The following is a 24,897-nucleotide window of genomic DNA, read 5'->3' as shown; positions in this document are numbered from 1 at the left end:
TGTTTTCAATCTAAATTTAAACTATTTTACATAAAATCAAAAGCCGACAATTTCGTTTGTCGGCTTTTTTGTGTGCTATAGAAAGGGACCGAGACATGCTGTCATCCCGGCCCCATCTCCATTTTTTAATTCACCTGGCCTTCAAACTGCTTCGAGTACAGCCTTGAGTACGATCCCTCCTGTCTGAGCAGCTCTTCATGAGAACCTTGTTCAGTGATTTTTCCTTTTGACAGGACAATAATTCGTCCGGCATTTCGGATAGTCGATAGCCGGTGGGCAATGACGATCGTGGTCCGGCCCTTTACGAGTGTGTCTAAAGCCTCTTTTACCACACCTTCACTTTCGTTATCGAGCGCACTCGTCGCTTCATCGAGAATTAAAATTGGCGGGTTCTTCAGAAAAACACGCGCGATGCTTAAACGCTGTTTTTGTCCACCTGATAACCTGACGCCGCGCTGTCCAATTTCAGCGTGATAGCCATCAGGCAAGTCCGTAATAAAGCTATGAGCGTTTGCCTGATGTGCTGCGAGGATCACTTCCTCATCACTTGCCTCAGGGTTGCCGTAACGGATATTGTCCATAACAGAGCCTGAAAACAAATAAACATCCTGCTGAACCACTCCAATTCCTTTTCTTAAAAAATGAAGATCAAGCTCACGAATATTTTCCCCATCTAACAGCACTTCTCCCTCTGTAACCTCGTAAAAGCGGGGAATAAGGGAGGCGAGTGTTGTTTTTCCTGCACCGGAGAAGCCGACGATCGCGACATATTCTCCCGGATGGATGGTAAGTGACAAATGATCAATAACTGTGTTGGTTCGGTCATTATAGTGAAAGCAGACATCTTTGAATTCAATTTGCCCGTCAATTGAAGGAAGTGACTTCGGTTCAGGCTGATTTTCAATTTCAGGCTTTGTATTCATAATCTGAAGAAATCGCTGAAACCCTGTGATTCCCTCCTGAAACTGCATGCTCATGTGAGTAAGCTTTTGCATCGGCTCCACCATAAAGCCGATATAAAGCAGAAACGTAATGAGATCAGCCAAATTCATCGAGGCATCAAGGATCTGCATAGCACCAAATACAACGACTGTAATGGTGATCATTTGAACAAACGCCTCAGCTGTATTAAAAAAATAGGCTTCTGCTTTATAGGTTCCTTTTCTGCTTTCTAAGAAGCGCTGATTCTCCCGGTTGAATTTCCCGATCTCAAGCTCCTCATTCGCAAAGGACTGTACCACCCGTATTCCGCCAAGGCTGTCTTCAATCTGTGCATTAACATCCCCAATTCTTTCCTTGTTTCTGGTCAGTGCCCTGTTCAATTTTTTATTAAAATACAGGGACAGAACTCCCAGGACAGGCAGAAAGCAGAAAACAGCAATGGTTAAAGGAACATTAATGTACAGCAGGATAATGAACGAGCCGAGAAAGCGGATGGAGTACTTTACGTAGTCCTCCGGAGCGTGGTGATAGAGCTCGGAAAGCAGTAATAAATCGTTTGTAATCCGTGTCATTAGCTGGCCGGTTTTTTGTTTGTCATAAAAGCTTAGAGAAAGCTTTTGCATATGCGAAAACAGCTCGCTGCGCAGGTCACTCTCCATGCGTGCGCCGATCTCATGGCCTTTAAAATCGACAAAGAAGTTACCGGCGTTTTGGAGAATAACCAGAACAATCATCACGCAGCCGACCCATAGAATGTCATGAAATGCTGCCGATAGATCATTTTCTAAAATCTCATGCGTTACATAACGGACGAGTAACGGAAATGCCAGCGATAAGAGTGAAATAAACGTCGCACAAGCCAATACAAGAAGAAATACGTTCAGGTACGGCTTATAATACGAGAGAAACTTTCTTATTGGAAAATTCATGTTTTGCCCCTTTATTGTGTTTTTAGATACACATATAAGGGGGTTCTCCGTCAAAGGTTAAGAAGGCGTACCCACCTTATATGCTTTTACGGTTTTCTTTGTGAAATTTCTCATGTTTGTTCCTCCTCGTTTTCTGATTAATCTAATTATAATGACTTGGTTCGGAATTGGCTATATGTATTTTGGGGGGTAAGTTTATTTAAAATAGAGGAATATCTAATAGATTAATTGTAAGTCTCAGGAGTTCAAAACAGTCAGATTGTTTTACATGCTGTAAAATTAAATGAGAGAAAGTCAGACATTCAAGGCAGTTTTCTCATATTATCGATACAGAAAAGTAGGAGAGTAAAGATGAAAAAATATGATAATCAAATTCCAACACATAATGAGATGGGGTTTAAGCCTCTTGTAACCATGCTGAAGGATTCGATTAAGGGAGTGGCAAATCAACGGCCTGCTTCGACGATTAATGGCGTATTTTTTCGGCAGTCAGACACGATCTCTCCATCAGATGACCCGAGAGTAACCTGGTTTGGCCATTCGTCTTTCTATCTTGAATTCGAGGGGAAGCGCCTGCTTTTTGATCCGATGCTCGGCTCGCGTCCTTCTCCAGTCTCATGGGCAGGCTCAAAGCGCTATCAGCGTACGGTGCCGGCAGGTCCTGAAAGCTTTACTGAGGTGGATGCGATTGTTATTTCTCACGATCATTATGATCACCTTGATTATGATTCCATCCGTAAATTAAAGGATAAGACACCGCGTTTTATCGTTCCGATGGGTGTTCGTAAACAACTGGTTAAATGGGGTGTTCCAGAAGAAAAGATCACTGAGCATGCCTGGTGGGAGGAGGTAGAATTTGATGGCCTTACATTAGCCTGCACTCCTGCAAGACATTTCTCAGGAAGAGGGCTGTTTAACCGGAATGTTACTCTGTGGTGTTCTTGGGTCATAAAAGGAAATGAAACAAAGGTATTCTACAGCGGAGACAGCGGCTATGGACCGCACTTCAAGGAAATTGGTAAAAAATACGGTCCGTTTGATTTAACGCTTATAGAATGCGGCCAATATGATAAGCGCTGGGCAGGTGTTCATATGTTCCCCGAGCAAAGCGTGCAGGCGCATCTTGATGTCGGCGGCCGCCTGATGATCCCTGTGCACTGGGGCGCCTTTACACTCGCGTTTCATTCATGGACTGATCCTGTAGAAAGAGCAACAAAAGCAGCAATAAAACAGGGCGTCAGCATTTCAACACCAAAAATGGGAGAAACCGTTTTGATTCATTCAGATCATTACCCGGATCGCGCGTGGTGGCGGTAAGAGGTCTGGTGTCTTTCGATGAGAATGCATTCGGATTCTCCAGGAAAAGAAGAGATGATAAAAAGAGCCTCGCCACGCGGAAAGCGTCCGCCTGAAGCGCAGTGAACCGGGTTTAGGAGGTTGAGACACATTTGTTTCAGCCTTTTTCTCGTTTAAAACGACCGATTTATCCCTGCACCCCAGACTCTGAATCCCATGAACCCTGCAATTTTCTTATGAAGAGAATTTGTCCTGTGTGATAGGCCGTATGAATTGTAAGATAAGGAATGTCGCCTGCTTTCTCTTCATCCAGATGACTTGAATCAGTTTCCACAACGGCATTCTTCCACTCAAGCATCATGTCATTTAGCTTAGCAGCTGCAGCCTCCCAGCTTAATCCTTCTCTATTTCTAAATGTATCGCTATGGTCATTCGGCTCAACTGAGTTGCCTTTGAATCGTTTTAAACAGCGTTCATTGTAGTACATCAAATGATTGACGATTTCAAAAATTGAGTTGGTTGCTTCGTATGCTTTCCAGTTTGCCTGTTCTTCTGTTAAACCATCAATAGAGTTTTTTAATGATACAAACCAGGTGTTTTCAAGAGTAGCGTCCAGCTGATCAACTAAAATTTCTTTCGTGTTCATGTCATTCCCTCCTTTTAGTTACTACCATACCATCAAATGAAGGAAGTTAAGTATCATATAGAGAAAATATCTAACTATTTGAAACAAATAGAAAATATGTCCGTACTATAGATAGCAGCCCAACTAAAATGGAGGCTGGCCGCGGGGAGGAAGTCGTATGAAGCTCTTTCAAAATACCGATGCAGATGCTCTTATGCCGGGAATAATGACAAGCGGACTGCTGTTAATCGTTACCTCATTTTTCATACCCGCTATCGCCATTATGTTTATACAGGATATGTTGTTCTTTTCGTCAGACCACTGGACGTTTATCCGCCCCTCTGAAGCATTTATTGGGTTTGGAGCGGGGATGATCTGGATGGGGATTGTCTTATTTTCATTGCTTTTTACAAAAATGTACGCGGAAAGAAAAAATAAAAAATATAAGTTAACCTGGCTGCATCTTCTTTTTCTTTCAATGGCCGCTCCTGTGTTTGTCCTCTCAATCTATCATTATTACTCGATTGATGAGCAGGGCGTAAAGGGGATTACGTTCTGGTCTGCGTCTGAGGATCACATCGCATGGGAAGAGGTAGAGGAGGTTTCGCGCGTTGTGGAGGAAGGATCTCAGCTCGTCTTTTCCTATACGTTTAAAAGCAGCGATACATCTATTACCATTCCCTATGATCCACTGGACACCCAGACGGTTGATGCGCTGAAGCGGGCTGTTTATACATATGAGTGGGAAGTGATTGATCATTTTGTACCCAAGGAAGAGCAAGAGCTTTGACTTAAACAAATGGTCAGGAGGTTTAATAAATGGAAAACAAACAAGCGTTTATTACCAGAACAGTAAGTATTGGCGGCCTTTCCAAGGAAGAGCTCACACGTGAATTGAAAGACGCGCAGATTATGATGAATGAGTATGGTGAAAGGCTGTTTGATTATCGTGCATTCGAACTCTCGAGGGAAAAATACAGCTTGAATACAATTGAAATGACCGTTAAAGACCTCGGGTTTCGTAATGGAGCTACTTCAGCTGAGATTTTCAAAAAAGCTATAGAGTCCGGATTAAAGCTATGTCCGCTTGAGCTTGGCCCCTATTTAAGGCTTCATTATCTTGATCAACCTGAGGATAGAGCCAAAGCCTTAACGAAGCAGCATCAAGCCCCATCCGGATCGATCACCTTAGCCTCAAAAGTCATTATCGAAGATGACACTTTTCCAAAAGGATTTTATCTTAGGAAGGCAGATGGGGTTTTATGGCTCAGGGGGTATGCAGCTGACCACCTTCACGTTTGGAATCCTGAAGACCATTTTATCTTCTGTCAGTAAAGCTTCGTGAAGCATTCTTCGGACTGATTGGTATTTAACTGGAAAACACGTAGACAGGAAGATGCTTTCAAGCTATGATAAAAAGGATTTACTACTATTATATTGATCAAGCAATAGGTGACGGTATTTTCGTTTAAAAGGGAAGCCAGTGAAAGTCTGGCACGGTCGCGCCACTGTATCGAGGAGTGCATATTATTCCACTGTCCAACACGTGATGGGAAGGGGGTATGTACGGTGAATCGGAGTCAGGAGACCTGCCTATTGTATGCACGATGGACCTACGCGAAATAGGGAAGGGTGATATCAGCTGTATTCAACGAAAATATGTGAATACTTTTTTGTGATGTCAAACTCTCTCTTTAAAAATGGGGGAGCTTTTTTTGTTCCCACAAAGAAAAGAGGATGAATAATGGAAAACAGTGTAACGATGAGTCAATCCAGAACTATTCAGACAAAGCTTGTGCTGCCGCCGGATACGAACCATCTTGATACTATATTTGGCGGTAAGGTATTGTCTTATATTGATGAAATTGCCGCTATAACGGCGATGAAGCATGCAAATCAGATTGTCGTAACGGCATCGATTGATTCGGTCGACTTTTTATCTTCTGCAAGAGTAGGTGATGTGCTGGAATTAGATGCAGTTGTCAGTTCTACCGGTCGGACATCGATGGAAATATTCGTTCGCGTCCGTTCGAAAAACCTAATGACTAGAAAGGAAAGAATTACCACTCAATCGTTTTTAACAATGGTAGCAGTGGATGAAAAGGGCCGTCCTGTTGAGGTTCCGGCTGTCATTGGAGAAACAGAGGAGGAGCGGCGTCTGATTAATGGAGCTTCTGCCCGAAAAGAACATCGAAAATTACGTGCACCCATGCCGGGTTAAAAAAGGTTGTAAGCTTTTCTTTTATAGAGTTCGCTTTGAGATCATATTGGCCTGCTTAAAAGTGTTCTTAGTAATCAAAATTGCATTACAATAGAATAAAATCCATTTCCCCATATCTTTTTTACCCGATTGTTCGTTTAAGCATTGAGAGAGCAAAGGAGGGAACCGAATTGCGCGCAAAGGGTACGATGATGAAGAAGGCTGAAGGAGAAAGGGTGGAGGAGCTTTTGGTAAAGCTGCAGAGCTATTGCAGCTGGCTTGCGAAAAACAGATGGGATAGTGAAGAGATTACACAGGAGGCTTTTGCCAAAGCCTTAAAAACCTATAAACCAACCGAATGGACCGCTCCGCTTTTGAAAAAGATCGCCTATCATGTGTGGGTGGACCGGATTCGAAAAACAGAGCGCGAGACATTTAAAGTGGTCGATCATGCGACTCATCAGGTGTTTTTTAAAGGAGAAGAACTGATCCATGACCTCTCTAAAAAAATGACGCCAAAGCAATTAGTCACATTTGTCCTGAAGGAAGGGTTTAACTATCAAATTTCAGAAATCGCTGAACTGCTCGGGATGACAGAGCCTGGCGTTAAAGCGCTGCTCAACCGTGCCCGTGCCCGCCTGAAAAGTGAGTCTGAATCTGATCGTGAAGCGTTTTGGGAGGAAGAGCTGCAGGAGGAATTATTTCCTGTATTAATTGATGCCGTGTCCAGTCAGGATCCCGAAAAACTTCTGGCCATGCTGCCTGCCGTTTTCACTCCGGTCCAAAAAAGTCCCGTATCCCGTTTCTCTTCGTTCTATGCTCTCTCACGTGCAGCATAAATGTGAAGGAGGAAACGAGTATGACGACTATTCCTTATGTGATCGAACAATCAAGCAAGGGTGAACGTTCGTATGATATTTATTCCCGTCTGTTAAAGGACCGGATTATTATGGTGAGTGAAGAAATTAATGATCAGATGGCGAACAGCATTGTAGCCCAGCTGCTTTTTCTGGCTGCCGATGATCCTGAAAAAGACGTTTCTCTTTATATTAATAGCCCGGGCGGCTCCATCACGGCTGGCTTTGCTATCTACGACACAATGCAGTACATTAAGCCCGATGTCCGCACGATTTGTACAGGCATGGCCGCTTCATTCGGTGCCGTGCTGCTGATTGGCGGTGCAAAAGGAAAGCGGATGGCGCTGCCAAACAGCGAGGTCATGATTCACCAGCCGCTTGGCGGAGCACGCGGTCAGGCAACCGACCTTGAAATTTCAGCAAAACGAATCCTGAAATTACGTGAGCATATCAACGGCATTATTGCAGAACGCACTGGCCAGCCGATTGAGCGCATTGCAAACGATACCGACCGTGATTACTTTATGTCGGCAGAAGAAGCGTTAAAATACGGCATTGTTGATGAAATCATCACGCGAAAATAAAAAAGCCGATTCGATCAGTTTATTTGATCGAATCGGCTTTTTTTGGAGGGTTAAACGACTTTCGGGCCAACAAGCATCCTCGGGTTTTCACCGATTAAAAGCTTGCAAAGATTGCCGTAGCCCATTTCCTTGTACTCAGTAAGCAGCTGCTTTACCGGTTCAATTTTTGAATTGGATTTTAGCTTTTGAATTTCATTATGGTAGACGTTTACGACATAATCAGTCTGGTGACCCGGGCAGAAATCCCCGGACTCTTCATCCATGAGCAGGCAGCCCATATATTGATAATTGAATTGAAGCTGACGCGTCAAATAAACGATATTGGTAAATTTCTTGTGGACCTCAGGTTTTTCGGCTTTAAGTTTATCAATGTCCTCTTGTGCTGACAGGAGGTCATTCATGCTTGCTGAAACTAACATAGCTGTTCGCTCCTCTCTTGGTTCCATGGCTTATCAACGGTTAAATGGGCAACGAGATCTTTGTTTTGACCCCGTTTAATTTTTTTAATTCTTTCACGCTCCTGCCCTGTTTCATAAAGGAATTTTTCCTCTTCCGTTTCAGGGAGAATGGCAGGCACTGCGATTGGTTTTTTATCTGCACCAAGCGCTACAAATGTTAAAAAGGCGGTTGTCGCAATTCTGCGGTCACCTGTAATCATGTCCTCTGCTACGACCTTGCAAAAGATCTCCATCGAGCTTTTGCCGGTGTAGGCGACAAACGATTCGATACAGATTTTATCACTCTGGCGGATCGGCTCTAAAAAGTTTACAGAATCTGTTGAGGCGGTCACACACTCCTTCACTCTCGCATGACTGCAGGCTGACAGGGTGGCACAGGCATCAAGCTTTTTCATTAACACTCCGCCAAATAATGTATGGTAGTTGTTCAGGTCATTAATCAGCACCTGATCATTTTGAATAATGCGCGTTTCTTTCATTGTTCTCGTTTCCATTTTTCTATCACCACTTTTATTGTCACAGCAAAAGGAATTTGCTGCAGGAATAATATTGCTTGTATAGGCAATGTTATACCCGGGGAAGGGGAGAAGTACAATGCCGTTCTGACATCCTGATCATAAGCAAAATGTATGTAAACGATTACCAGGGCGTCAGCAAAAGAAAAAGATTCCCGCCATTAAGGAGAGAATCTCTACTTTTCTTTTATAAAACATGTCTCAGCAAACCGAATAAACTCTTTTTTAACATGAGCAGCGTTGCGATCCCTTTTCCAAATAATCGAAAGATGCCATTCAATTTGAGGATGCGATATCGGCAATTCTTTCACATTTCCTGAAAGTCCTTTGATCGTGCTTTCAGGAAGCAGGGTAACGCCCATATTTGAAGCGACCATTTCTTCTATGAAATCAAGCTGGGAGGTTTCTGAGATAATCCGAGGCTCAAAATGTGCTTCCCGGCATGCCGAATAAATACAGTCTCTCAAGGCAAAATCCTTATTAAACATAATAAATTCCTCGTCTTTTACCTCTTCAAGCCTCACTGACTTTCGCGAAGCCAGACGATGCTTTGCTGGGACAATCAGCTTTAACTTTTCACGCCCAAGCGAATAAGAATCAAAGACGGGGTGGGGAGAAGACAAAAATGCCACGCCAAAATCGAGCTTTTCCTCCATCACTTTTTCTTCAATTCCTTTCGACCCATCTTCAATCAGCTCAAAGGTGATATGGGGATATTCCCTGTGAAAGGATGCAATCAGGCTTGAGAAAAATACTGAATCAATAATCGAAGGAAGACCGATCCGGATATGGCCTTTATTTTGATCAGTCAGGCTGTCAAGGGAGGCCTGAAGCTCCTTAAACTGCCCATCCATCTTTACAGCATGCTCATAAAAAACCCTGCCGGCATCTGTAAGCTGCAGCTTTTTTCTCGAACGGATGAATAGAGGAACACCCATTTCATCCTCCAGGGACTTTATCATGCGGCTGATAGCGGGCTGAGTGATATAAAGATCGTCCGCAGCGCGTGTAAAGCTTCCTGCTTTTGTCACCTTAATAAAATACTGAAGATGCTTAATTTCCAATTTTTCACCCGCCTTTCACCAGACATAAATGAATTTCTATTAGTTTACTTGTAAATGGCGGACAACACAAATAACGTTTATCAGCGGCCTTGCCTTAATAGCGATTAATAGTAGAAAAAAGCGATCCAATTGTTTTCTTAACAATTTTGATCGCTTTTTTACTATTGGCATTGGTGATGTCCCAGACTCTTTCTTGATTAGATTTTTATGTATTATATTGAAAATTTCTAACTCACTATAACCATGATTTTTAATGAGGCCTTGCTAGATAAACAGCAAAAAGAATGAGAATAATCCCCAGCACAATGAACAACTTATATAAAACGTTACGTTTCCAACGAGAAACACCAAGAATGGTAAAGAATATGCCAAGTAAGAATGACAGGATCATTATATAGAATCCCATTTTACTCATTCCTTTCGAGAGTAATGATTCGTTCATGACGGTTGGCTAAATCTAAATCATGAGTCACTGTAATTACAGTAGTGTTAAATTCTTTATTCATATCAAAAAGAAGATTAATAATATTTTCTTTATTTTTTGAATCTAAAGACGCAGTTGGTTCATCTGATAAAATGATTTGGGGATTCATCATGACAGCTCTGGCAAAAACGGCTCTTGATCGTTGACCGCCGGAACACTCAAGCGGTTTTTTTTTCAAAATGGGCTCAATTCCAATTTTATAAATAATTCGTTTAAAATGATCTTGGACAGCTCGGTCTTTTTCATTGTTAGCATACAGAAGGGGCAATTTAATATTATCCTCAATAGTCAAAGAATTAATTAGTGCGGACTCCTGAAGAACAAAACCAATTTTTTTATTACGCCACTCAGCCAGTTTATTTTGTGATAAGTCCTTAACAGATGAACCAAAAAGCTTATAGCACCCTTGATAGTGCGTATCAAGCAGCCCCATAATATTAAGCAAAGAAGTTTTTCCAACTCCTGACTCCCCTATAATCGAAAGTCTTTCCCCGGGTTCAACTTCCAACTCAAAATCATGTAAGATAGAAAAACCTTTCTTTTTGAATGTTTTTTTCCGGATGTCCAGTTTAATAATACTAGTCAATTTAACACCCCCACGGAGATCGGAATACGTTTAATTTTTTTGATCGTAAGTTCAACAATCGTAAACGCAATAATCAAATCGATAAAAAGAACAATAAGTAAAGCAATCCAATCCATACTTATTAAGCCAAATATTCCGTAAGTAGCAAGAAGGTTGGCTTTTCCTAACCAAAAGCCGTATCTATTGAAAGCGATCAGCGCAAATAACAGGGCCAGAGTAATGGAAATTAACAGTCCAAAATAACCATAAAAAATGGCTCTTAGTTTTGAATAACTTAATCCAACTACTAAATTGATTGTAAAATCCTTTATCATTAATCGGATACTAATCAAATTATTCCAGATAGCTAGGCAAACAATGATTAGGAGTAAAAGTAAGGTGATCGTACAGATGATTTTTAATGAATAAATATAATATTCTTCAAAGTAATCAACGTTTTCTTGTTGAGTAAAAAAGTTAAATTTCATACCTAGATTTTCCTGGATATATTCTTTTAAATTCATAGCTTCCTCTTCGTTCGAATCAAGAAGAGCGATGTCCATTAAACCATTGACATGGAGGTCAAGACCCGCACTTTGAATAAATTCTTCATTCACAGGAAGGAAAATCGAAAAATTGAAATAATTCTTTGAATTAGGAGCATAAAAATTAGAACGATAAGTATTCTTCTTTAAGACTCCTTGAACGTTTAAATTGACTAATTGCTGGGTGACAGGATCTTTAATCTCAATCGTTGATCCTACAGGATAGGTTTTGGCCAAACCTGCACCTACTAAAACAGGTATTTGATCTTTATTTAATTGATAAATGAAATTTAAGTGATTTCCTTGAGATAATCTCAATTGATTGATCTTATAAGCCTCTTCATTAATATAATTGAAAGTAACTTCCATCTTATGTTCATTATCTAATGAAGTGACAAAACCATCGGCTTGCAGAGCATAAGTATAATTGTTGTGTAAATATTCATATAATTTTCTTGTTTTATCTATATTAACTGTCTCATCTTCAGCTTTACTATCTGGGTCGAGATTAGCAATAAACGTTCCGTCTTGATTCAGCGTTTCTATTTGTTGAAATCCTTGAAAAGTTGAAATAATGGAACGAGCAGCTGTAAATGAGAGATAATTAGCTAAAAAAAGTAATATGATCATTCCCAAAACAAGGATCCATCTTTTTAAAAAGATTCTAGTTATAAAAAACCGTAAAATTCTCATTCTTTTTTCACCAGACCTGCACTAGATAATATGTATAGCATAAAAATAAAAACTAAGTAAAAATTGCTGGTTACATTCACATCTAAATAGAAGTTTAATGAAAGGGATAGTAAAAAGCTAAACCCTAATACAGCCAGACTATTTAAGATATATCGGATGATAATTTTCAGCATTGTATCTCCTACAAGTATTCGGCAGGATATTTCTGTTTTCCTACGGTTTAAAAATTGATAGTGAAAGACGATGATCATAAATGTAAGAAGAATAGTTATAATAAGTTGATACTCTGTAATACTTTCAATAAAAGACTCTAAAATGAAAGAAACTTCTAAATTCACCGTTTGCACATAAATAAATAGTAAGTTTGAAGCAAAACAGATTAGGTAGATAGCAATTGCCTCAAAAACGTCCTTGAATCTAAATAAAGAATATTTCATAAACGACTCCTTAGAGATAGCATTTATAAATTTATAGGATCACCTTCTAATAAATACCAACTATGCAGCCGTAAACCGACCTCCAAACGCTGCCCCAAACGCTTACTTAAACCTACTCCAATCGTGCCACCTTTCCAACACCGAGCTGATAAACGGTCTCGACTTCTTAAAATACAAAAAAAGTAAATACACACTAGGAATATAATTTAACAGACCTTCCATAAAAATACAATAGTGTCTATAATCAAAAAAGGTCAGCCCCCGGCTAGTGCACCAGGAGACTGACTTCATAGTTATTGCTTATAGTTCATTTCGATATCCTGTTCGATGGTAGACACTCCATCTTCTAATGTTTCTTTCACATCGTCACCTTGCGTGATAAAGGTTAGCGCATCTGCCATTGGCTGCCATACTGCAGACAGTGCTGCGACATTTGGAAATGGCTTTGCCCGCTCTAATTGAACGGCGAAACCATTAAGAATGGGATTGTTTAAAAATTCTTCACTAGCTAAAATCGCTGAATTTGCCGGTATTTCTCCAGTGGATTCAAAATACTCCTTCAAAGAATCCTCGTTTGTAAAATAAACGGCTAATTCCGTCGCTTCTTCAGGGTGTTCTGAATAAGCGGAAAGCATCCAGCCTTTGGTGCCTAAAAAGGTTTGCGGATACTCGCCGTTATCAAGCTGAGGGAGAGGGGCAGTACCTAAATTTTCTCCCAGCGCCTCTTCAAAGTCATAGCGCGCCCATGGTCCGTTGATAATAGCGCCAACTTTCCCGTCAGAAAACAACCCATTTGTAACATCCATCGTAATCCCGACTGGCATATACTCTTTCTCGAACCAGCCTTGAATAAGTGAAGCTCCTTGAACGCCGCCCTCGTTAGCTAGACCAACATCTTCAAGGTCGTAGGCATCTTCTCCTTCTTCACCTAAAATATAAGCTCCGTATCCCGCCATAAAAGGATAGGAAAAATAAAAGTCATTAACAGGATAAAGGAAGCCAAATTCATCATTTGCATCATCGGTTAGACTTTCGGCAATCTGTTCAAGCTCCTCCATTGTTTCAGGCGCTTCAGGTACAAGTTCTTTATTATAATAAAGCGCTAATGATTCAACCACTGCAGGAAGACCATAAAGCTCCCCTTCATAACTAAGCGCATCCAGCGACCCGTTTGAATACGTATCAAGAATTTCCTGAGCGACTTCCATCGGTTGAACTAATCCCTGGACTGCCAGGTTTCCGACTCCAGGCTGGAAAAAGAGATCCGGACCCTTGCCGGCTGGTCCATCCAGAACAATGGCTTCCGTTTGGTCAGCTTGTCCAAAAGGTACCACTCTTACATTAATTCCGGTTTCATCTGTAAATCGAGAAGCCTGATCTTCAATTGCCGAAATTTCTCCATCGGGGGCCCAAACTAATAATTCTTCAGGAAGAGCTCCTGCCTCCTGGGTAGCTCCTGATTGATCACTTTCCCGATCCGGGGCGCATGCTGCGGTTGATACGGCTAAGGCTGATATTAAAAGCATTTGCCTGATTTTCTTCATACTGTGTTTCCTCCTTATAATTAACTAAAATGATAAAACAGAAGTTACATAAACACCTCCTATAATTGAAAGCGATTTCATTTCATCATATAAAAAGTTAACCGGTTAACCTTTCAAAAGTAATTCAACAATAGCTATAAAGCCTTTGTTGAATCCCTAATGATTAGTTTTATAGGTAACTCTACAGCAGTAGTTCCAGAAGGGGAGGGAGCGTCTGTGTCATTAATTGATTTCATCAGAAGCTCTGTAGCAGTTTTGCCTTTATCAAAAACATCCTGTCTAACGGTAGTAAGACTCGGCGTGATGTATTGGCTGATGGCGATATCATCAAATCCAACAATGGAGTAATCCTCAGGAATCCGCTTGCCGTTATCCTGAAGGGCCTTAATGATGCCGATTGCCAAATTATCAGAAACGGCCACAACGGCAGTGCAGTGAACAGAAGATCTGACGATAGATTCTCCTGCTTTATAACCATAATCAAATGCAATATCATTTGTTTCAATTGTTAACCTGTCATCTAAAGGCAGGTGAAACTCAGTAATGGCTCTTTTATAGCCATCGTACCGCTTACGGTCGACCGGACTGGAAGCTAAACTCGTCGCCACAAACACGATTTTTTCATGGCCTAATTCTATTAAATGCCTGGTGGCTGCATAACCGCCAAGCTCATCGTCGATTTGAACATTCAAATAACGGTTTGCATGCTCTTCATAGCTATCAATCAAAACAATCGGAATGTCCAGTTTGCTCATTTCAAGATATAAATTTTCCGGGAACAAGCCGACAAAAATCAGTCCGTCTAAATTTCTTTTCTTCACCCAATTGCTGCATTCTTCCGGGTCTCCGACGCCTGAAATCATCGTATCAAAATTATTATTTCTTGCGATCATTTCCACACCGCTCAAGAACTCATGATAATACTGATTCTTCTTGAACATAGAAGCGGGGGAATCGGTTATGAGAGGCACCATTACACCTATCAGATTCGATTTGCTTTTTGATAAGCTGATGGCAGTAAAATCGGGATAATAATTTAACTCTTCTACTGATTTGAGCACTCGCTGCTTCGTATCATCAGAAACCTTTTTGACTCCATTAAGTACATAAGAAACGGTGGCACTCGATACACCAGCTAATTTTGCTACATCTCGTATCGTTGATTTATTTTTCATGTAACCTCCATTTAACCGGTTAACCTTATTTGAAATAATCATATAGAACCACACAATTCTTGTCAATCACCTATTTCTGAATTGTCAGGAAGTTAATGAAATCTATATACACAATAAATTACATTAATGGTAAAGTTAAAATACACCATCAAAAATCGGAGGAATTATTTTGCTTACTATTGCTAGCTTACTATTGGGCTTGCTTGCCTGGATCCTTCCGGCGATCAGCATGAAACAATGTGTGAAAAAAGGAAAATGGATTGTTCTTTCGTTCATCAGCCTGAGCGCTTGCGGTATTGCGCTATGCTTACAGATCAAACAGCTACCGCCTTGTCATGATAGAGGACTGGTCAGCGCTTTTAGATACAATGGGGGCTGTCGTTTTCGCAGCAGCCGTTCTGCTTGGGATAACCATTGCGCTTAATTCGGTGAGTTTACTTGTACAGCGGAAGAGGTTTAATTAGAACAAAAGCTTAGAAGCAGAACATAAATATATGAGGTTTATTAAAAGGCGTTATCCAAACACAAATCTGTATAACTGAGCATGCTTTGAAAGTCTCCCTTTCAAAGCGTGCTCTTTTATTGGTATTCGAAATTTTTTCTGAAAAAGGTTGAACGATGATTCAAGTGTGTATATAATGAGTATATAGTATATATACAATATATAATAATTCGAATCATTACCGCCACTATTGATAACACGCAAAGAAGAGGGATTAGCATGCAAATCATTATCTCCAACAGTTCAAAGGAGCCTATTTATGAGCAAATCACCAATCAAATTAAATCGTCCATTTTAGCAGGAGAGTTGGAGGAGGGGACCGCGATCCCGTCCATGCGAAAGCTTGCGAAGGATCTACAGATCAGTGTTATTACAACAAAACGTGCCTACGAGGAGCTTGAGAAAGCAGGCTTTATTTATTCCATTGTAGGAAAAGGGTCATTCGTAGCTGAACAAAATTTAGAGCTGATGAAAGAGAAAAAGTTAAAAGTCATTGAGGAACAGCTGAACTCAGTTATCACCAACAGCAGAGAAATCGGCCTTTCCCTAAATGAACTGCAGGATTTATTAAAGATCTTATACGAGGAGTGAGCAGGTTGGAAAACGTGGTTGAATTAAACAATGTATCGAAAAGCTTTAAGGGTTTTTCCATTGATCATATGGATTTACAGGTTAAAAAAGGATTCGTGACAGGATTCATTGGGGCAAATGGTGCGGGTAAATCCACCACCATTAAAATGATGATGAATTTACTGAGACCCGATAATGGAGAAGTGAAGATTTTAGGGCTGGACTATGAGACGCACGAAAAAGCGATTAAGGAACGCATTGGGTTTGTTTATGACGGCAATGTATTTTTTGAAGGGCTGAACTTAAAGGATATTAAACGAATCGTCGCACCGGCTTATAAGTCCTGGGATCATTCCCTGTTTGCCCAGTATGTCGAACAGTTTGAATTACCGCTTAACAAGCCGATTAAAACATTTTCTAAAGGGATGCAAATGAAGGTATCACTGGCAATTGCACTTTCTCATCATGCCGAGCTGATTATTATGGATGAGCCAACGGCCGGACTAGACCCCATCTTCAGAAGAGAGCTTTTGGACCTCCTACAGGAATTAATGGTTGATGGGGAGCGGACGATCTTTTTCTCGACGCATATTACAACGGACCTGGATCGTATCGCAGACTATATCGCTTTTATTCAAAATGGCGAACTAATCTTTAATCAATCCATTCACGAAGTGGCTGAAAATTATGCACTTGTAAAAGGTGGGATGGAGCTTCTGGATCGTGACACGGAAAAATCCTTTGTCCATGTACACCGGGCACCGACAGGATTTGAGGCCTTAACAGATAATATCAGTGCCGTGAAAAATACGTTTGGCAACGAAGTAATTATTGAACGGGCATCATTGGAGGACATTATGTATTACGTGAAAGGAGGGAAAAACGTTGTTTAATTTAATCAGGCGTGATCTTATCCTGCAAAAAAGGCAGCTGCTGATTTTTGCTCCATTTGTCTGTTTCTTTATTTTTATGAACTCACATCCTGCGCTAATCTTTCTTATTGCGAGTGTTTTTATTCCTCTAAACACCTATGCGTATGATGAAAAAGCAGAAACTAATATTCTTTTAAATTCTTTGCCGTACACAAGAAAAGAAATTATCGCTTCACGTTACGTAGGGGCTGTGGTGTATATGGTCTTAAGTATCGGATTTTCAAGCCTGGCATTATTCATCTTTAATAAACCCTTCACGGTGACGGATATGGCAATTGGAAGCAGCTTATTCTTATTATTCGCTGCGCTGACCTTTCCCTTGTTTTATATATTAAAGCCTGGCTACATTTCAACCGTTGTAATTATTGGTTTTATCGTGACCGTAATCCTGTTCCAGGCTGCTGAGAATTTTTTAGCTCAGCACTTAACAGCAATCACTGAATTTGTAACCGGTTTGTCTACGACAACTTTATACGCGGGATCGGCCGTTGCAGTCCTGACCCTTTATGCTGTTTCCTGGATCATTTCGTCTGTTATTTATTTCAGAAAGGCTTTTTAAGAAACAGGGTGTAAAGAACACATAAAAATAGCGGAAGAATCCCAACGATAGAATAAACAGGAATAAATTTTCGGATGATACTAATTCCTGCATCTACTTTCACTCCGTATTAACAGTCGTTAAATACTGAAGTCTTATTACGACTAAAAAAGAAAATCTCCTCAAGGTGTCCAATATTTGCCAAGGTTAACGAGTGAACGTGCTGCAGGTCCTATCATCCTTGTCATCCTCGCAGGGAGTGTCTTCTCTATTGCTCTAGCCATTCTTACATTTAGCGATAAGTTGGAAAAGAAGCTGATCCCAGGTATGGCACTGTTTCTAACTGTAGTAAACTGGTGTGTTATTCTATTTTTTTATGGTTTGGCGCAAACTTTGCTTAGACTTCTTTAAAGGTGTCAAAAAGAAAGAGATCTCCAGTTTTACTTGAGCTCCCTTTCTTTTTGAGGTTAATTTTCACCATAGTTAATCTGCTTATTGCTTTTTCTCCAGATGATTGAAGCCGCTAAAAGGATGATCCCGACAATTAGTACGACCATTTGACCGATCAACAGCTCCCCGGTATTAAAAAAGCGGAGTGTAAAGGTTCCTCCAAAAATCAGAACCATCAGGCTGCCCAGGAGAATTAGATACCCATTATTGTCCATGATACTAGCCTCCTTTTATTTTCGACCTATAATAATAGTAACAGAAAGTGGAAAATGAATACCTGTTTCGTCATGAATAATAATAAAAATAGAAATGATTTAAGGTAAAATGAGAGAAAAAGATGGAATGAGGATCTGCCGTATGTCGATTACCCTTACTAAGGTTAAAGAATCACAAAAACATATTTTGCGAAATCTCTATTCTCTTTATCTGCATGATCTCTCAGCCTTCACTGCCAAGCTTGAAATCGGGGAGGACGGATCCTTTCATTACGAAAGCTTAGAGAGGTTCTGGGAGATTGATGGAATTTCTCCTTATTTTATAAAGCTGGAAACCGACATCATTGGATTCCTCCTATTGCTCGAGCGTCCTTTTCTTAAAAAAGAGAACGATTTTGGTGTTAACGATCTTTTCATCCTGAACCAATTCAAAGGAAAAGGGTGGGGGAGAGAAGCGGTTAACTTGTTATTTGAGCAAAGGAAGGGCAAGTATTTTGTTATTGAGCTTGAGGAAAACAGACCGGCCGTTTCCTTTTGGAAGAAGCTTTATGCTGAAGCAGGGATCGAGTATCAGGAAAGACAGAAAGTAATGGATGAAGAGCCTTGTCTTATTCAGACATTTACCGTTTAAAAATAAAAACAGGAGACCTCGCTGGAGGCTCCTGTTTTTTGTGCGATTGATTAGTTAAGATCAAATCGATCAGCATTCATAATTTTCACCCATGCTGCTGCAAAGTCGCGAACGAATTTTTCTTTGTTATCATCCTGTGCATATACTTCTGCAATAGCACGAAGGACTGAGTTAGAACCGAAGACAAGGTCAAAGCGTGTCGCAGTGCGGACAACCTCACCTGTTTTGCGGTCGTGTCCTTCATAAAGGTTAAAGCCTGCTGGCTTCCATTCAATGCCCATATCAAGCAGGTTAACGAAGAAATCGTTTGAAAGTGTACCGATGCGGTCAGTGAATACACCATGCTTCGTGCCGCCATGATTTGCTCCAAGCACACGCATGCCGCCGATTAGAGCAGTCATTTCAGGTGCTGAAAGGCCAAGGAGCTGAGCTTTGTCGACCAATTGCTCTTCAGGGCTTACTTTGTATTCCTTCTTCTGATAATTGCGGAATCCATCAGATACCGGCTCTAATACTTCGAAGCCTTCAACATCTGTTTGTTCCTGCGTTGCATCTCCGCGTCCAGGCGTAAACAGAACGTTTAGGTAAACGCCGGCTTCTCTTGCTGCTTTTTCTACCGCTGCTGTACCGCCAAGCACGATAAGATCAGCGATGCTGACAGTTTTATCAAGCTTGCCTTGAATGTCTTCATAAACAGAAAGTACTTTAGCAAGCTGCTCTGGCTCGTTCGCTTCCCAATCTTTTTGAGGAGCAAGACGGATTCTTGCGCCGTTTGCACCACCGCGCGCATCAGATCCGCGGAATGTGCTCGCAGAAGCCCATGCAGTAGTAACTAGCTCACTGATTGAAAGACCTGAATCAAGAATCGTTTCTTTAAGGTCATTTACTTCATCCTGTGTTAATTCATAATCAACCTTTGGAACCGGGTCTTGCCAGATAAGCTCTTCAGCAGGAACCTCTGGGCCAAGGTAGCGGTCTTTAGGTCCCATGTCACGGTGAAGAAGCTTGAACCAGGCGCGCGCAAAAGCATCTGCAAATTGATCAGGGTTTTCATGAAAGCGGCGTGAGATTTTCTCATAGTCAGGATCCATGCGTAATGCCATGTCAGCTGTCGTCATCATCGTTGGAACTTTAATGGACGCATCCTCAGCATCAGGAGCAAGATCTTCTTGTTTTTGATTTACCGGCGCCCACTGATTAGCTCCTGAGCGGCTCTTTGTTAATTCCCACTCATAGCCGAATAACAAATCAAAGAAGCCGTTATCCCATTGTGTCGGGTTAGCTGTCCATGCACCATCAATACCGCTTGTGATCGTATCACGGCCTTTTCCGCTTTTATGAGAACTCTGCCAGCCGAGGCCCTGTGTTTCAATATCTGCTGCTTCAGGTGCTGCGCCCACTAGTTCAGGGTCGCCTGCGCCGTGTGCTTTACCGAATGTATGACCGCCTGCTACCAGCGCAACGGTTTCTTCGTCATTCATTCCCATGCGGCCAAAGGTTTCGCGGATGTCACGTGCACTTGCAAGCGGATCCGGATTGCCGTTTGGTCCTTCAGGGTTAACGTAAATTAAGCCCATTTGTACAGCTGCAAGAGGGGTTTCAAGCTCGCGGTCTCCTGAATAGCGGTTATCGGCAAGCCACTCCGTTTCCTTACCCCAGTAGATGTCTTCTTCAGGATGCCAAACGTCTTCACGTCCGCCGCCGAAGCCGAATGTTTTTAAGCCCATTGATTCAAGCGCAACATTCCCTGTTAAAACGAGTAAGTCAGCCCATGAGATTTTGTTGCCGTATTTTTGTTTAATTGGCCATAAAAGGCGTCGTGCTTTATCAAGGTTTGCATTATCCGGCCAGCTGTTTAATGGAGCAAACCGCTGTTGGCCAGTTGCGCCGCCTCCGCGTCCGTCGCCAGTACGATACGTACCGGCTGCATGCCAGGACATACGAATAAAGAAAGGACCATAGTGGCCATAGTCAGCCGGCCACCAATCCTGGCTGTCTGTCATCAGATTATGAAGATCCTGCTTTAAGGCATCATAATCAAGCTTTTTAAATTCATCAGCATAATTAAAGTCTTCACCCATTGGATTTGTCTTTTTATCATGCTGGTGAAGAACGCTAAGGTTCAATTGGTTTGGCCACCAGTCTTTATTGGTCGTGCCAACCTTAGAGGTCGTGATTGCACTTTCCTCTTGTTTTTTTTCACCGGATTGTCCTGTAAACGGGCAAACTCCTGCGTTGTTCAAGTTTTCTTCATTCCCCATTCTTTCAATTCCCCTTCCTGATTTAACAGCTAGTAATCTGTCTTTTTAATAAAAGTGAGGTGATAATCTTTCTCACATTATAATCATTATAATATATAAATAAAAAAAGAGCACGTAAAAATGCTCAATTTTTTATAAAAGGGGTAAAATTCTTTCTTGTTTCTAGCAAGCTGGTTGTTCAACAGAAGGGAGAAGCGGTTCTTCTATTGAATCAGCCGTCTTCCTGTGATGGAACGAAAGCAATGGTAGCCACTGACAGAAACCCCAATCGTACCACCTCCAGGAAAAATAGAGTCTCCGCATAACCAGAAGTTTTTAAGCGGTGTGCGGTGAGAAAGACTTAAAAAAAGAGAGTGGGTTCTCGTTTGCGGAAATCCTCCAACCATCCCGGAAGGCCGTAGAGTAAATCGTTCCCAGGCTTTAGGCGCCCCGGGATAGAGCTCAATGATGGCATTATCAATTGAGGGGTAATAGATGCGAATCACCCTGAGTATTTTTTCGGTGTACCGTTTTTTATTTTCATCGTATTGAGCTTTTGTTTTCCAGCCCTCAAGGTTGATATGCGTACTAATAGTTAGAGTGCGGCAGCCTTCTGGTGCGCGTTTTCTGTCCTCAGGGTGCGAAAGGGACAAAAATAAATGATTTCCTTCGTCATGTCTGCTGTTTCCCGGATTCATCAGCTGCTGAAAAAGAGGGAAGTCTTTGGGAAGATCCGTATCTTTTAAGGATAGATATAGCGTCATGGTGCCCCATGTTTCCTGGCTAGAGCGCCTTTTTGTTCTGTTAGAAAGCCCCTCGAAAAGTTCTTTGTCCATCAAGCCGGGAAGAGACTGAACAGGCGCATTACAGATCACATGATCAGCCATACGCACTTTGCCCCGGTGGTCTGTCACTTCATATCGTTCACAGATTTTCTTTATGGAGGTGACGCGGCGGCCGAGAATAGCCTGGGCTCCATTTCGCTCTGCTGCTTCTACTAATTGATAGGCAAACTGATACAAACCGCCCTGAACGTAATAAGCACCTTCGTGATAAATATCGAGTGCGAGGGCGCCCATTAGAAGTGCACAGTCTTTACTTGTTGTCTGCATACTGTCAATGAGCTGTCCGTCGATAAATCGGACAAACCCCATGCATTGATTAAGCTTATGCTTTTTTAAAAGGGAATTGACCGTCTTTAAAAAGTCTGGAGCTAACACTGTATGCTTTTTATGCAGGGAACGAAGGAGGTAAAAGGCTTCTTTTCCTGTTTTGATTGGCAGAACAGGAAGCTCCTTCATCAAGAGGCGGATAAGTGCCGCTTTTTTATAAATCTCCTGATAAAAGTCTGCGATGCTCTCTTTATGCTGAGGAAATGCTTCCTGTAAGCCTTGTACGTGCCGGCTTCGATCCGCATGAAAGGTGAGGGTTTGATCGCCTGCTTTTACACGCATGACAGAATCTAGCTTACATGCCTCCACCTTAATCCCTAAATGACGAAAAATCCTTTCGTGAATGCCGCCTTTTTCAAGCCCCATCCCAAGGGTAGCGCCTGATGGAAATAGAAAATCCTTACGCTGAAATTTCCCGGCGCAGCCGCCCCATTCTCTAGCAGCCTCAAGGATTGTAACCTGGCAGCCTGCCTGTGCTAAAAGGGCGCCGGCAGTAAGTCCGCCAATTCCGCCTCCAACGACAATGATTTCTTTTCTAGCCATCTAATACGCACCTCCTGTCTTCTTCTAAGCGTAAATGTCATGGGGTGTTCGAGCAATTATGGGTACGCTTATGGTGCGTAGATTAGATTGTTTTCATATAATCAAACGTTTGTTTAATAGTGGAAGTTACAGGATCCATATAGAAAGCAGCTGGTTTTCTAGTAATAGGTATTTAAAATCTAAGATGTAAGAGAGTAGTTGGCAGTTACGGTTTCGAGAACTTATGTATAAACTGTACTGTTATTTTCATGGTGAACGAATGGACTATGTTACCATACAGTAAAAGGAAATAAGGAGGCAATATATGGTCCGTATTGTAAAAGCTGATAAGAGCCATGTTGGAGGAATCGTAAAGGTTTGCTCTGAGGGTTACCGAAATACGTATGAAGGCATCTATTCAAAAAAATATATTGATCGGATTATTGCAGAATTTTACACCTTTGAAAGAATTTCCGGAGAGGTTCAGGAATCCAGCCGGGAATGGGGCGGTTACTTTGTTGCTCTTGAGGAAGGTCAAGTGGCAGGAGCGTGTGGAGGCGGGATGATCAGTAACACGGAAGGGGAAGTTTTTGTCCTGTATTTGGATCCCCGAAAAAGAAATAAAGGAATCGGAACAAAGCTGTTACATGCACTTACCTTGCAGCAAAAAAAGATTTATTCAGCGCAAAAACAATGGGTCTCGGTCCAAAAAGGGAATAGTAAGGGGATTCCTTTTTACGAAGCAAGAGGATTTATTTATCTGTATGAAAAAAGAGGGTACGCAAATACAGAAGAAGAAGCTTATTTAACCGTCAGATATTGCAGAGACATCTAAAACCTTTATGAAAGGAGTAAGAGTCCATGCTATTTATTGTCATCGTTTTTTCAATTCCTGTTTACATACTAGCAATTTGGGGGCTGCACGATCCAGAGGACGCAATATTATTTTTACAAAGGTGGAGATACAATGAGACACCTGAGTTTTCTGAGTGGCAGTTTAAGCTGTTTAAGTTCGGCAATATTGGAGCGATTGTATTTATGACGCTGATCATTGTTCTTACAGGAATTGAGACCTTCAGGCCTGCACCAGAGTTTACTCCTGTTCCATAAATTAGATAAATTAGGTAAAAAAACACCTCAAAAAGCAACTGCACGGTGTATGATAGAGGGAGTAATACACCCCTAATCCGAAGGAGGAACCGGAAGTGAGACAGAAGTTGATCCCTCATATTTGGTTTGAACAGGATGCGCGGAAAATTGCGGATTGGTATGTAGAGGTGTTTGGGAACGGACAAGTAGACGGGCATGTGACATTGCATAATACCCCGTCTGGAGATGCAGATATCGTGACAGTCACATTGTATGATCAGCAGTTTCAGTTTCTTGGAGGCGGAAGGTTAGCGGAACGTAATCCTTCCTTCTCGTATATGGTGGCATTGCCTGATGTTAAAACGGTCGACGCATTATGGGACAGGCTTTCTGAGGGAGGGGAAATACTAATGCCGCTCGAGGAATACCCGTTCAGTAAACGCTTTGGCTTTTTGAAGGATCAGCATGGGGTTTCATGGCAGCTGATGCTTGATGGCGGAATGGAAATCCAAACGATTGCCCCTTCATTAATGTTTACCCGTGAAGTGAGCGGAAGGGCGGAAGAGGCGGTTGACTATTATCGGTCTCTTCTAGGCGGCGAGGTTATGGAAAACCATATCTCCTATTACGGACCGGGACAGGAACCGGAAGTAGAGGGGACATTAGGGTATGCCCGCGTAAAGCTCGCCGGCAGAGAGATCGTCTTATCGGACAGTGCCGATGCACATGAATTTGATTTTAATCTGATGCAGTCACTTATTCTTTATTGTAAGGATCAGAAGGAAATTGACCGTGCCTGGGCTCATCTTTCGGCCGATCCCGAATCAGAGCAATGCGGCTGGCTGAAGGATCGCTTCGGGGTGTCCTGGCAGGTGACGCCCTTTGAACTGGAGCAGATGATGGAAGAAGCGACTCCTGAGCAGATGGAGCGGTTGACTGAAGCAATTATGCCGATGAAGAAGATTGATCTTGCGGTGCTTCGGGATGCATACAGCGGAGAGTAAAGCAATTGTTAATAGAAAACCTCTCGGCTAGTTATTGCCGAGGGATTCGTTCATACAGATTGAAAGATTCACTATGTTATAAGAAACAAAGAGTAAGGCGAAACTAATAAAACCTTCCT

General features: G+C 41.8%; 26 protein-coding genes and 1 riboswitch. Of the genes, 14 read left to right on the top strand and 12 right to left on the bottom strand.

What is annotated here, in order from left to right; all coding sequences use genetic code 11:
• Positions 1 to 125 precede the first annotated feature (125 nt).
• Positions 126 to 1,871 carry an ABC transporter ATP-binding protein gene (locus tag C4B60_RS09940; RefSeq protein WP_104057836.1) on the bottom strand — a complete coding sequence of 582 codons (1,746 nt, stop codon included), beginning with the start codon at positions 1,869 to 1,871 and terminating at the stop codon, positions 126 to 128.
• Between the two features lie 351 nt (positions 1,872 to 2,222).
• On the opposite strand from C4B60_RS09940, the gene C4B60_RS09935 reads away from it, so the two are divergent.
• Complete coding sequence (locus C4B60_RS09935) at positions 2,223 to 3,188, top strand: MBL fold metallo-hydrolase (RefSeq protein ID WP_104057835.1); 966 nt, start codon at positions 2,223 to 2,225, stop codon at positions 3,186 to 3,188.
• A gap of 166 nt (positions 3,189 to 3,354) precedes the next feature.
• On the opposite strand, the gene C4B60_RS09930 is transcribed toward C4B60_RS09935, so the two are convergent.
• Positions 3,355 to 3,813 (bottom strand): DinB family protein, encoded by a 459-nt coding sequence (locus C4B60_RS09930; RefSeq protein ID WP_104057834.1) that lies wholly within the window; start codon positions 3,811 to 3,813, stop codon positions 3,355 to 3,357.
• A gap of 157 nt (positions 3,814 to 3,970) precedes the next feature.
• On the opposite strand from C4B60_RS09930, the gene C4B60_RS09925 reads away from it, so the two are divergent.
• From C4B60_RS09925 to clpP, 5 genes are all read left to right on the top strand, one after another.
• Entirely contained in the window at positions 3,971 to 4,582 is a 612-nt protein-coding gene (locus tag C4B60_RS09925; RefSeq protein WP_104057833.1) for a hypothetical protein, read from the top strand.
• 29 nt (positions 4,583 to 4,611) lie between these two features.
• Positions 4,612 to 5,127: a helicase gene (locus C4B60_RS09920; protein WP_104057832.1), complete on the top strand. Its 516-nt coding sequence runs from the start codon at positions 4,612 to 4,614 to the stop codon at positions 5,125 to 5,127.
• A 98-nt stretch (positions 5,128 to 5,225) separates the two neighbouring features.
• Positions 5,226 to 5,403, top strand: a riboswitch (cobalamin riboswitch).
• A gap of 133 nt (positions 5,404 to 5,536) precedes the next feature.
• The gene (locus C4B60_RS09915; protein WP_104057831.1) at positions 5,537 to 6,013 is read left to right on the top strand and encodes an acyl-CoA thioesterase; all 477 of its coding nucleotides are present in this window, start codon (positions 5,537 to 5,539) and stop codon (positions 6,011 to 6,013) included.
• 170 nt (positions 6,014 to 6,183) lie between these two features.
• Positions 6,184 to 6,831, top strand: a complete 648-nt coding sequence (locus C4B60_RS09910; protein WP_104057830.1) for a sigma factor-like helix-turn-helix DNA-binding protein — start codon at positions 6,184 to 6,186, stop codon at positions 6,829 to 6,831.
• A 2-nt stretch (positions 6,832 to 6,833) separates the two neighbouring features.
• Positions 6,834 to 7,433: an ATP-dependent Clp endopeptidase proteolytic subunit ClpP gene (clpP, locus tag C4B60_RS09905; protein ID WP_280632260.1), complete on the top strand. Its 600-nt coding sequence runs from the start codon at positions 6,834 to 6,836 to the stop codon at positions 7,431 to 7,433.
• A gap of 50 nt (positions 7,434 to 7,483) precedes the next feature.
• Here clpP and C4B60_RS09900 read toward each other — a convergent pair whose 3' ends face one another.
• The 7 genes from C4B60_RS09900 to C4B60_RS09860 form a co-directional block, all read right to left on the bottom strand.
• Positions 7,484 to 7,852: a hypothetical protein gene (locus C4B60_RS09900; RefSeq protein ID WP_104057828.1), complete on the bottom strand. Its 369-nt coding sequence runs from the start codon at positions 7,850 to 7,852 to the stop codon at positions 7,484 to 7,486.
• On the bottom strand, positions 7,846 to 8,385 hold the full coding sequence (locus tag C4B60_RS09895; protein WP_104057827.1) for an acyl-CoA thioesterase: 540 nt from the start codon (positions 8,383 to 8,385) through the stop codon (positions 7,846 to 7,848). Before C4B60_RS09895 ends, C4B60_RS09900 begins: the two co-directional genes overlap by 7 nt.
• 197 nt (positions 8,386 to 8,582) lie before the next feature.
• Positions 8,583 to 9,470, bottom strand: coding sequence for a LysR family transcriptional regulator (locus C4B60_RS09890; protein WP_104057826.1), 888 nt, complete (start codon positions 9,468 to 9,470; stop codon positions 8,583 to 8,585).
• 407 nt (positions 9,471 to 9,877) lie between these two features.
• A complete protein-coding gene (locus C4B60_RS09880; RefSeq protein WP_104057824.1) occupies positions 9,878 to 10,540 on the bottom strand; it encodes an ABC transporter ATP-binding protein in 663 nt (220 codons plus the stop codon).
• The gene (locus tag C4B60_RS09875) at positions 10,537 to 11,694 is read right to left on the bottom strand and encodes an ABC transporter permease (protein ID WP_245153926.1); all 1,158 of its coding nucleotides are present in this window, start codon (positions 11,692 to 11,694) and stop codon (positions 10,537 to 10,539) included. Before C4B60_RS09875 ends, C4B60_RS09880 begins: the two co-directional genes overlap by 4 nt.
• Positions 11,695 to 12,487: 793 nt before the next feature.
• Positions 12,488 to 13,738: an extracellular solute-binding protein gene (locus C4B60_RS09865; RefSeq protein WP_104057821.1), complete on the bottom strand. Its 1,251-nt coding sequence runs from the start codon at positions 13,736 to 13,738 to the stop codon at positions 12,488 to 12,490.
• Between the two features lie 134 nt (positions 13,739 to 13,872).
• Complete coding sequence (locus C4B60_RS09860) at positions 13,873 to 14,913, bottom strand: LacI family DNA-binding transcriptional regulator (protein WP_104057820.1); 1,041 nt, start codon at positions 14,911 to 14,913, stop codon at positions 13,873 to 13,875.
• Between the two features lie 721 nt (positions 14,914 to 15,634).
• On the opposite strand from C4B60_RS09860, the gene C4B60_RS09850 reads away from it, so the two are divergent.
• The 4 genes from C4B60_RS09850 (at position 15,635) to C4B60_RS09835 (ending at position 17,866) form a co-directional block, all read left to right on the top strand.
• Positions 15,635 to 16,006 carry a GntR family transcriptional regulator gene (locus C4B60_RS09850; RefSeq protein ID WP_104057819.1) on the top strand — a complete coding sequence of 124 codons (372 nt, stop codon included), beginning with the start codon at positions 15,635 to 15,637 and terminating at the stop codon, positions 16,004 to 16,006.
• A 5-nt stretch (positions 16,007 to 16,011) separates the two neighbouring features.
• Positions 16,012 to 16,878 (top strand): ABC transporter ATP-binding protein, encoded by an 867-nt coding sequence (locus C4B60_RS09845; protein WP_104057818.1) that lies wholly within the window; start codon positions 16,012 to 16,014, stop codon positions 16,876 to 16,878.
• Positions 16,871 to 17,476, top strand: coding sequence for an ABC-2 transporter permease (locus tag C4B60_RS09840; protein ID WP_104057817.1), 606 nt, complete (start codon positions 16,871 to 16,873; stop codon positions 17,474 to 17,476). The genes C4B60_RS09845 and C4B60_RS09840 overlap by 8 nt, the downstream gene beginning before the upstream one ends.
• Positions 17,477 to 17,653: 177 nt before the next feature.
• Entirely contained in the window at positions 17,654 to 17,866 is a 213-nt protein-coding gene (locus C4B60_RS09835; RefSeq protein WP_104057816.1) for a hypothetical protein, read from the top strand.
• A gap of 56 nt (positions 17,867 to 17,922) precedes the next feature.
• Here C4B60_RS09835 and C4B60_RS09830 read toward each other — a convergent pair whose 3' ends face one another.
• Positions 17,923 to 18,120 (bottom strand): hypothetical protein, encoded by a 198-nt coding sequence (locus tag C4B60_RS09830; protein WP_104057815.1) that lies wholly within the window; start codon positions 18,118 to 18,120, stop codon positions 17,923 to 17,925.
• Positions 18,121 to 18,262: 142 nt separating this feature from the next.
• Between C4B60_RS09830 and C4B60_RS09825 the strand changes: the two genes are divergently transcribed.
• Positions 18,263 to 18,751 (top strand): GNAT family N-acetyltransferase, encoded by a 489-nt coding sequence (locus C4B60_RS09825; RefSeq protein ID WP_104057814.1) that lies wholly within the window; start codon positions 18,263 to 18,265, stop codon positions 18,749 to 18,751.
• 50 nt (positions 18,752 to 18,801) lie between these two features.
• On the opposite strand, the gene katG is transcribed toward C4B60_RS09825, so the two are convergent.
• Entirely contained in the window at positions 18,802 to 21,012 is a 2,211-nt protein-coding gene (katG, locus tag C4B60_RS09820; RefSeq protein WP_104057813.1) for a catalase/peroxidase HPI, read from the bottom strand.
• Between the two features lie 203 nt (positions 21,013 to 21,215).
• Entirely contained in the window at positions 21,216 to 22,706 is a 1,491-nt protein-coding gene (locus C4B60_RS09815) for an FAD-dependent oxidoreductase (protein ID WP_104057812.1), read from the bottom strand.
• Between the two features lie 304 nt (positions 22,707 to 23,010).
• Between C4B60_RS09815 and C4B60_RS09810 the strand changes: the two genes are divergently transcribed.
• The 3 genes from C4B60_RS09810 (at position 23,011) to C4B60_RS09800 (ending at position 24,778) form a co-directional block, all read left to right on the top strand.
• The gene (locus tag C4B60_RS09810) at positions 23,011 to 23,520 is read left to right on the top strand and encodes a GNAT family N-acetyltransferase (RefSeq protein ID WP_104057811.1); all 510 of its coding nucleotides are present in this window, start codon (positions 23,011 to 23,013) and stop codon (positions 23,518 to 23,520) included.
• A gap of 26 nt (positions 23,521 to 23,546) precedes the next feature.
• The gene (locus tag C4B60_RS09805; RefSeq protein WP_104057810.1) at positions 23,547 to 23,795 is read left to right on the top strand and encodes a hypothetical protein; all 249 of its coding nucleotides are present in this window, start codon (positions 23,547 to 23,549) and stop codon (positions 23,793 to 23,795) included.
• A gap of 95 nt (positions 23,796 to 23,890) precedes the next feature.
• Positions 23,891 to 24,778, top strand: a complete 888-nt coding sequence (locus tag C4B60_RS09800; protein ID WP_104057809.1) for a VOC family protein — start codon at positions 23,891 to 23,893, stop codon at positions 24,776 to 24,778.
• Positions 24,779 to 24,897: the final 119 nt, after the last annotated feature.

It is taken from the genome of Jeotgalibacillus proteolyticus (assembly GCF_002926065.1).
Lineage (GTDB): Bacteria > Bacillota > Bacilli > Bacillales > Jeotgalibacillaceae > Jeotgalibacillus > Jeotgalibacillus proteolyticus.
The sequence above is the reverse complement of the archived record's forward strand: the minus strand, read 5'-3'. Positions and strand labels throughout refer to the sequence as shown.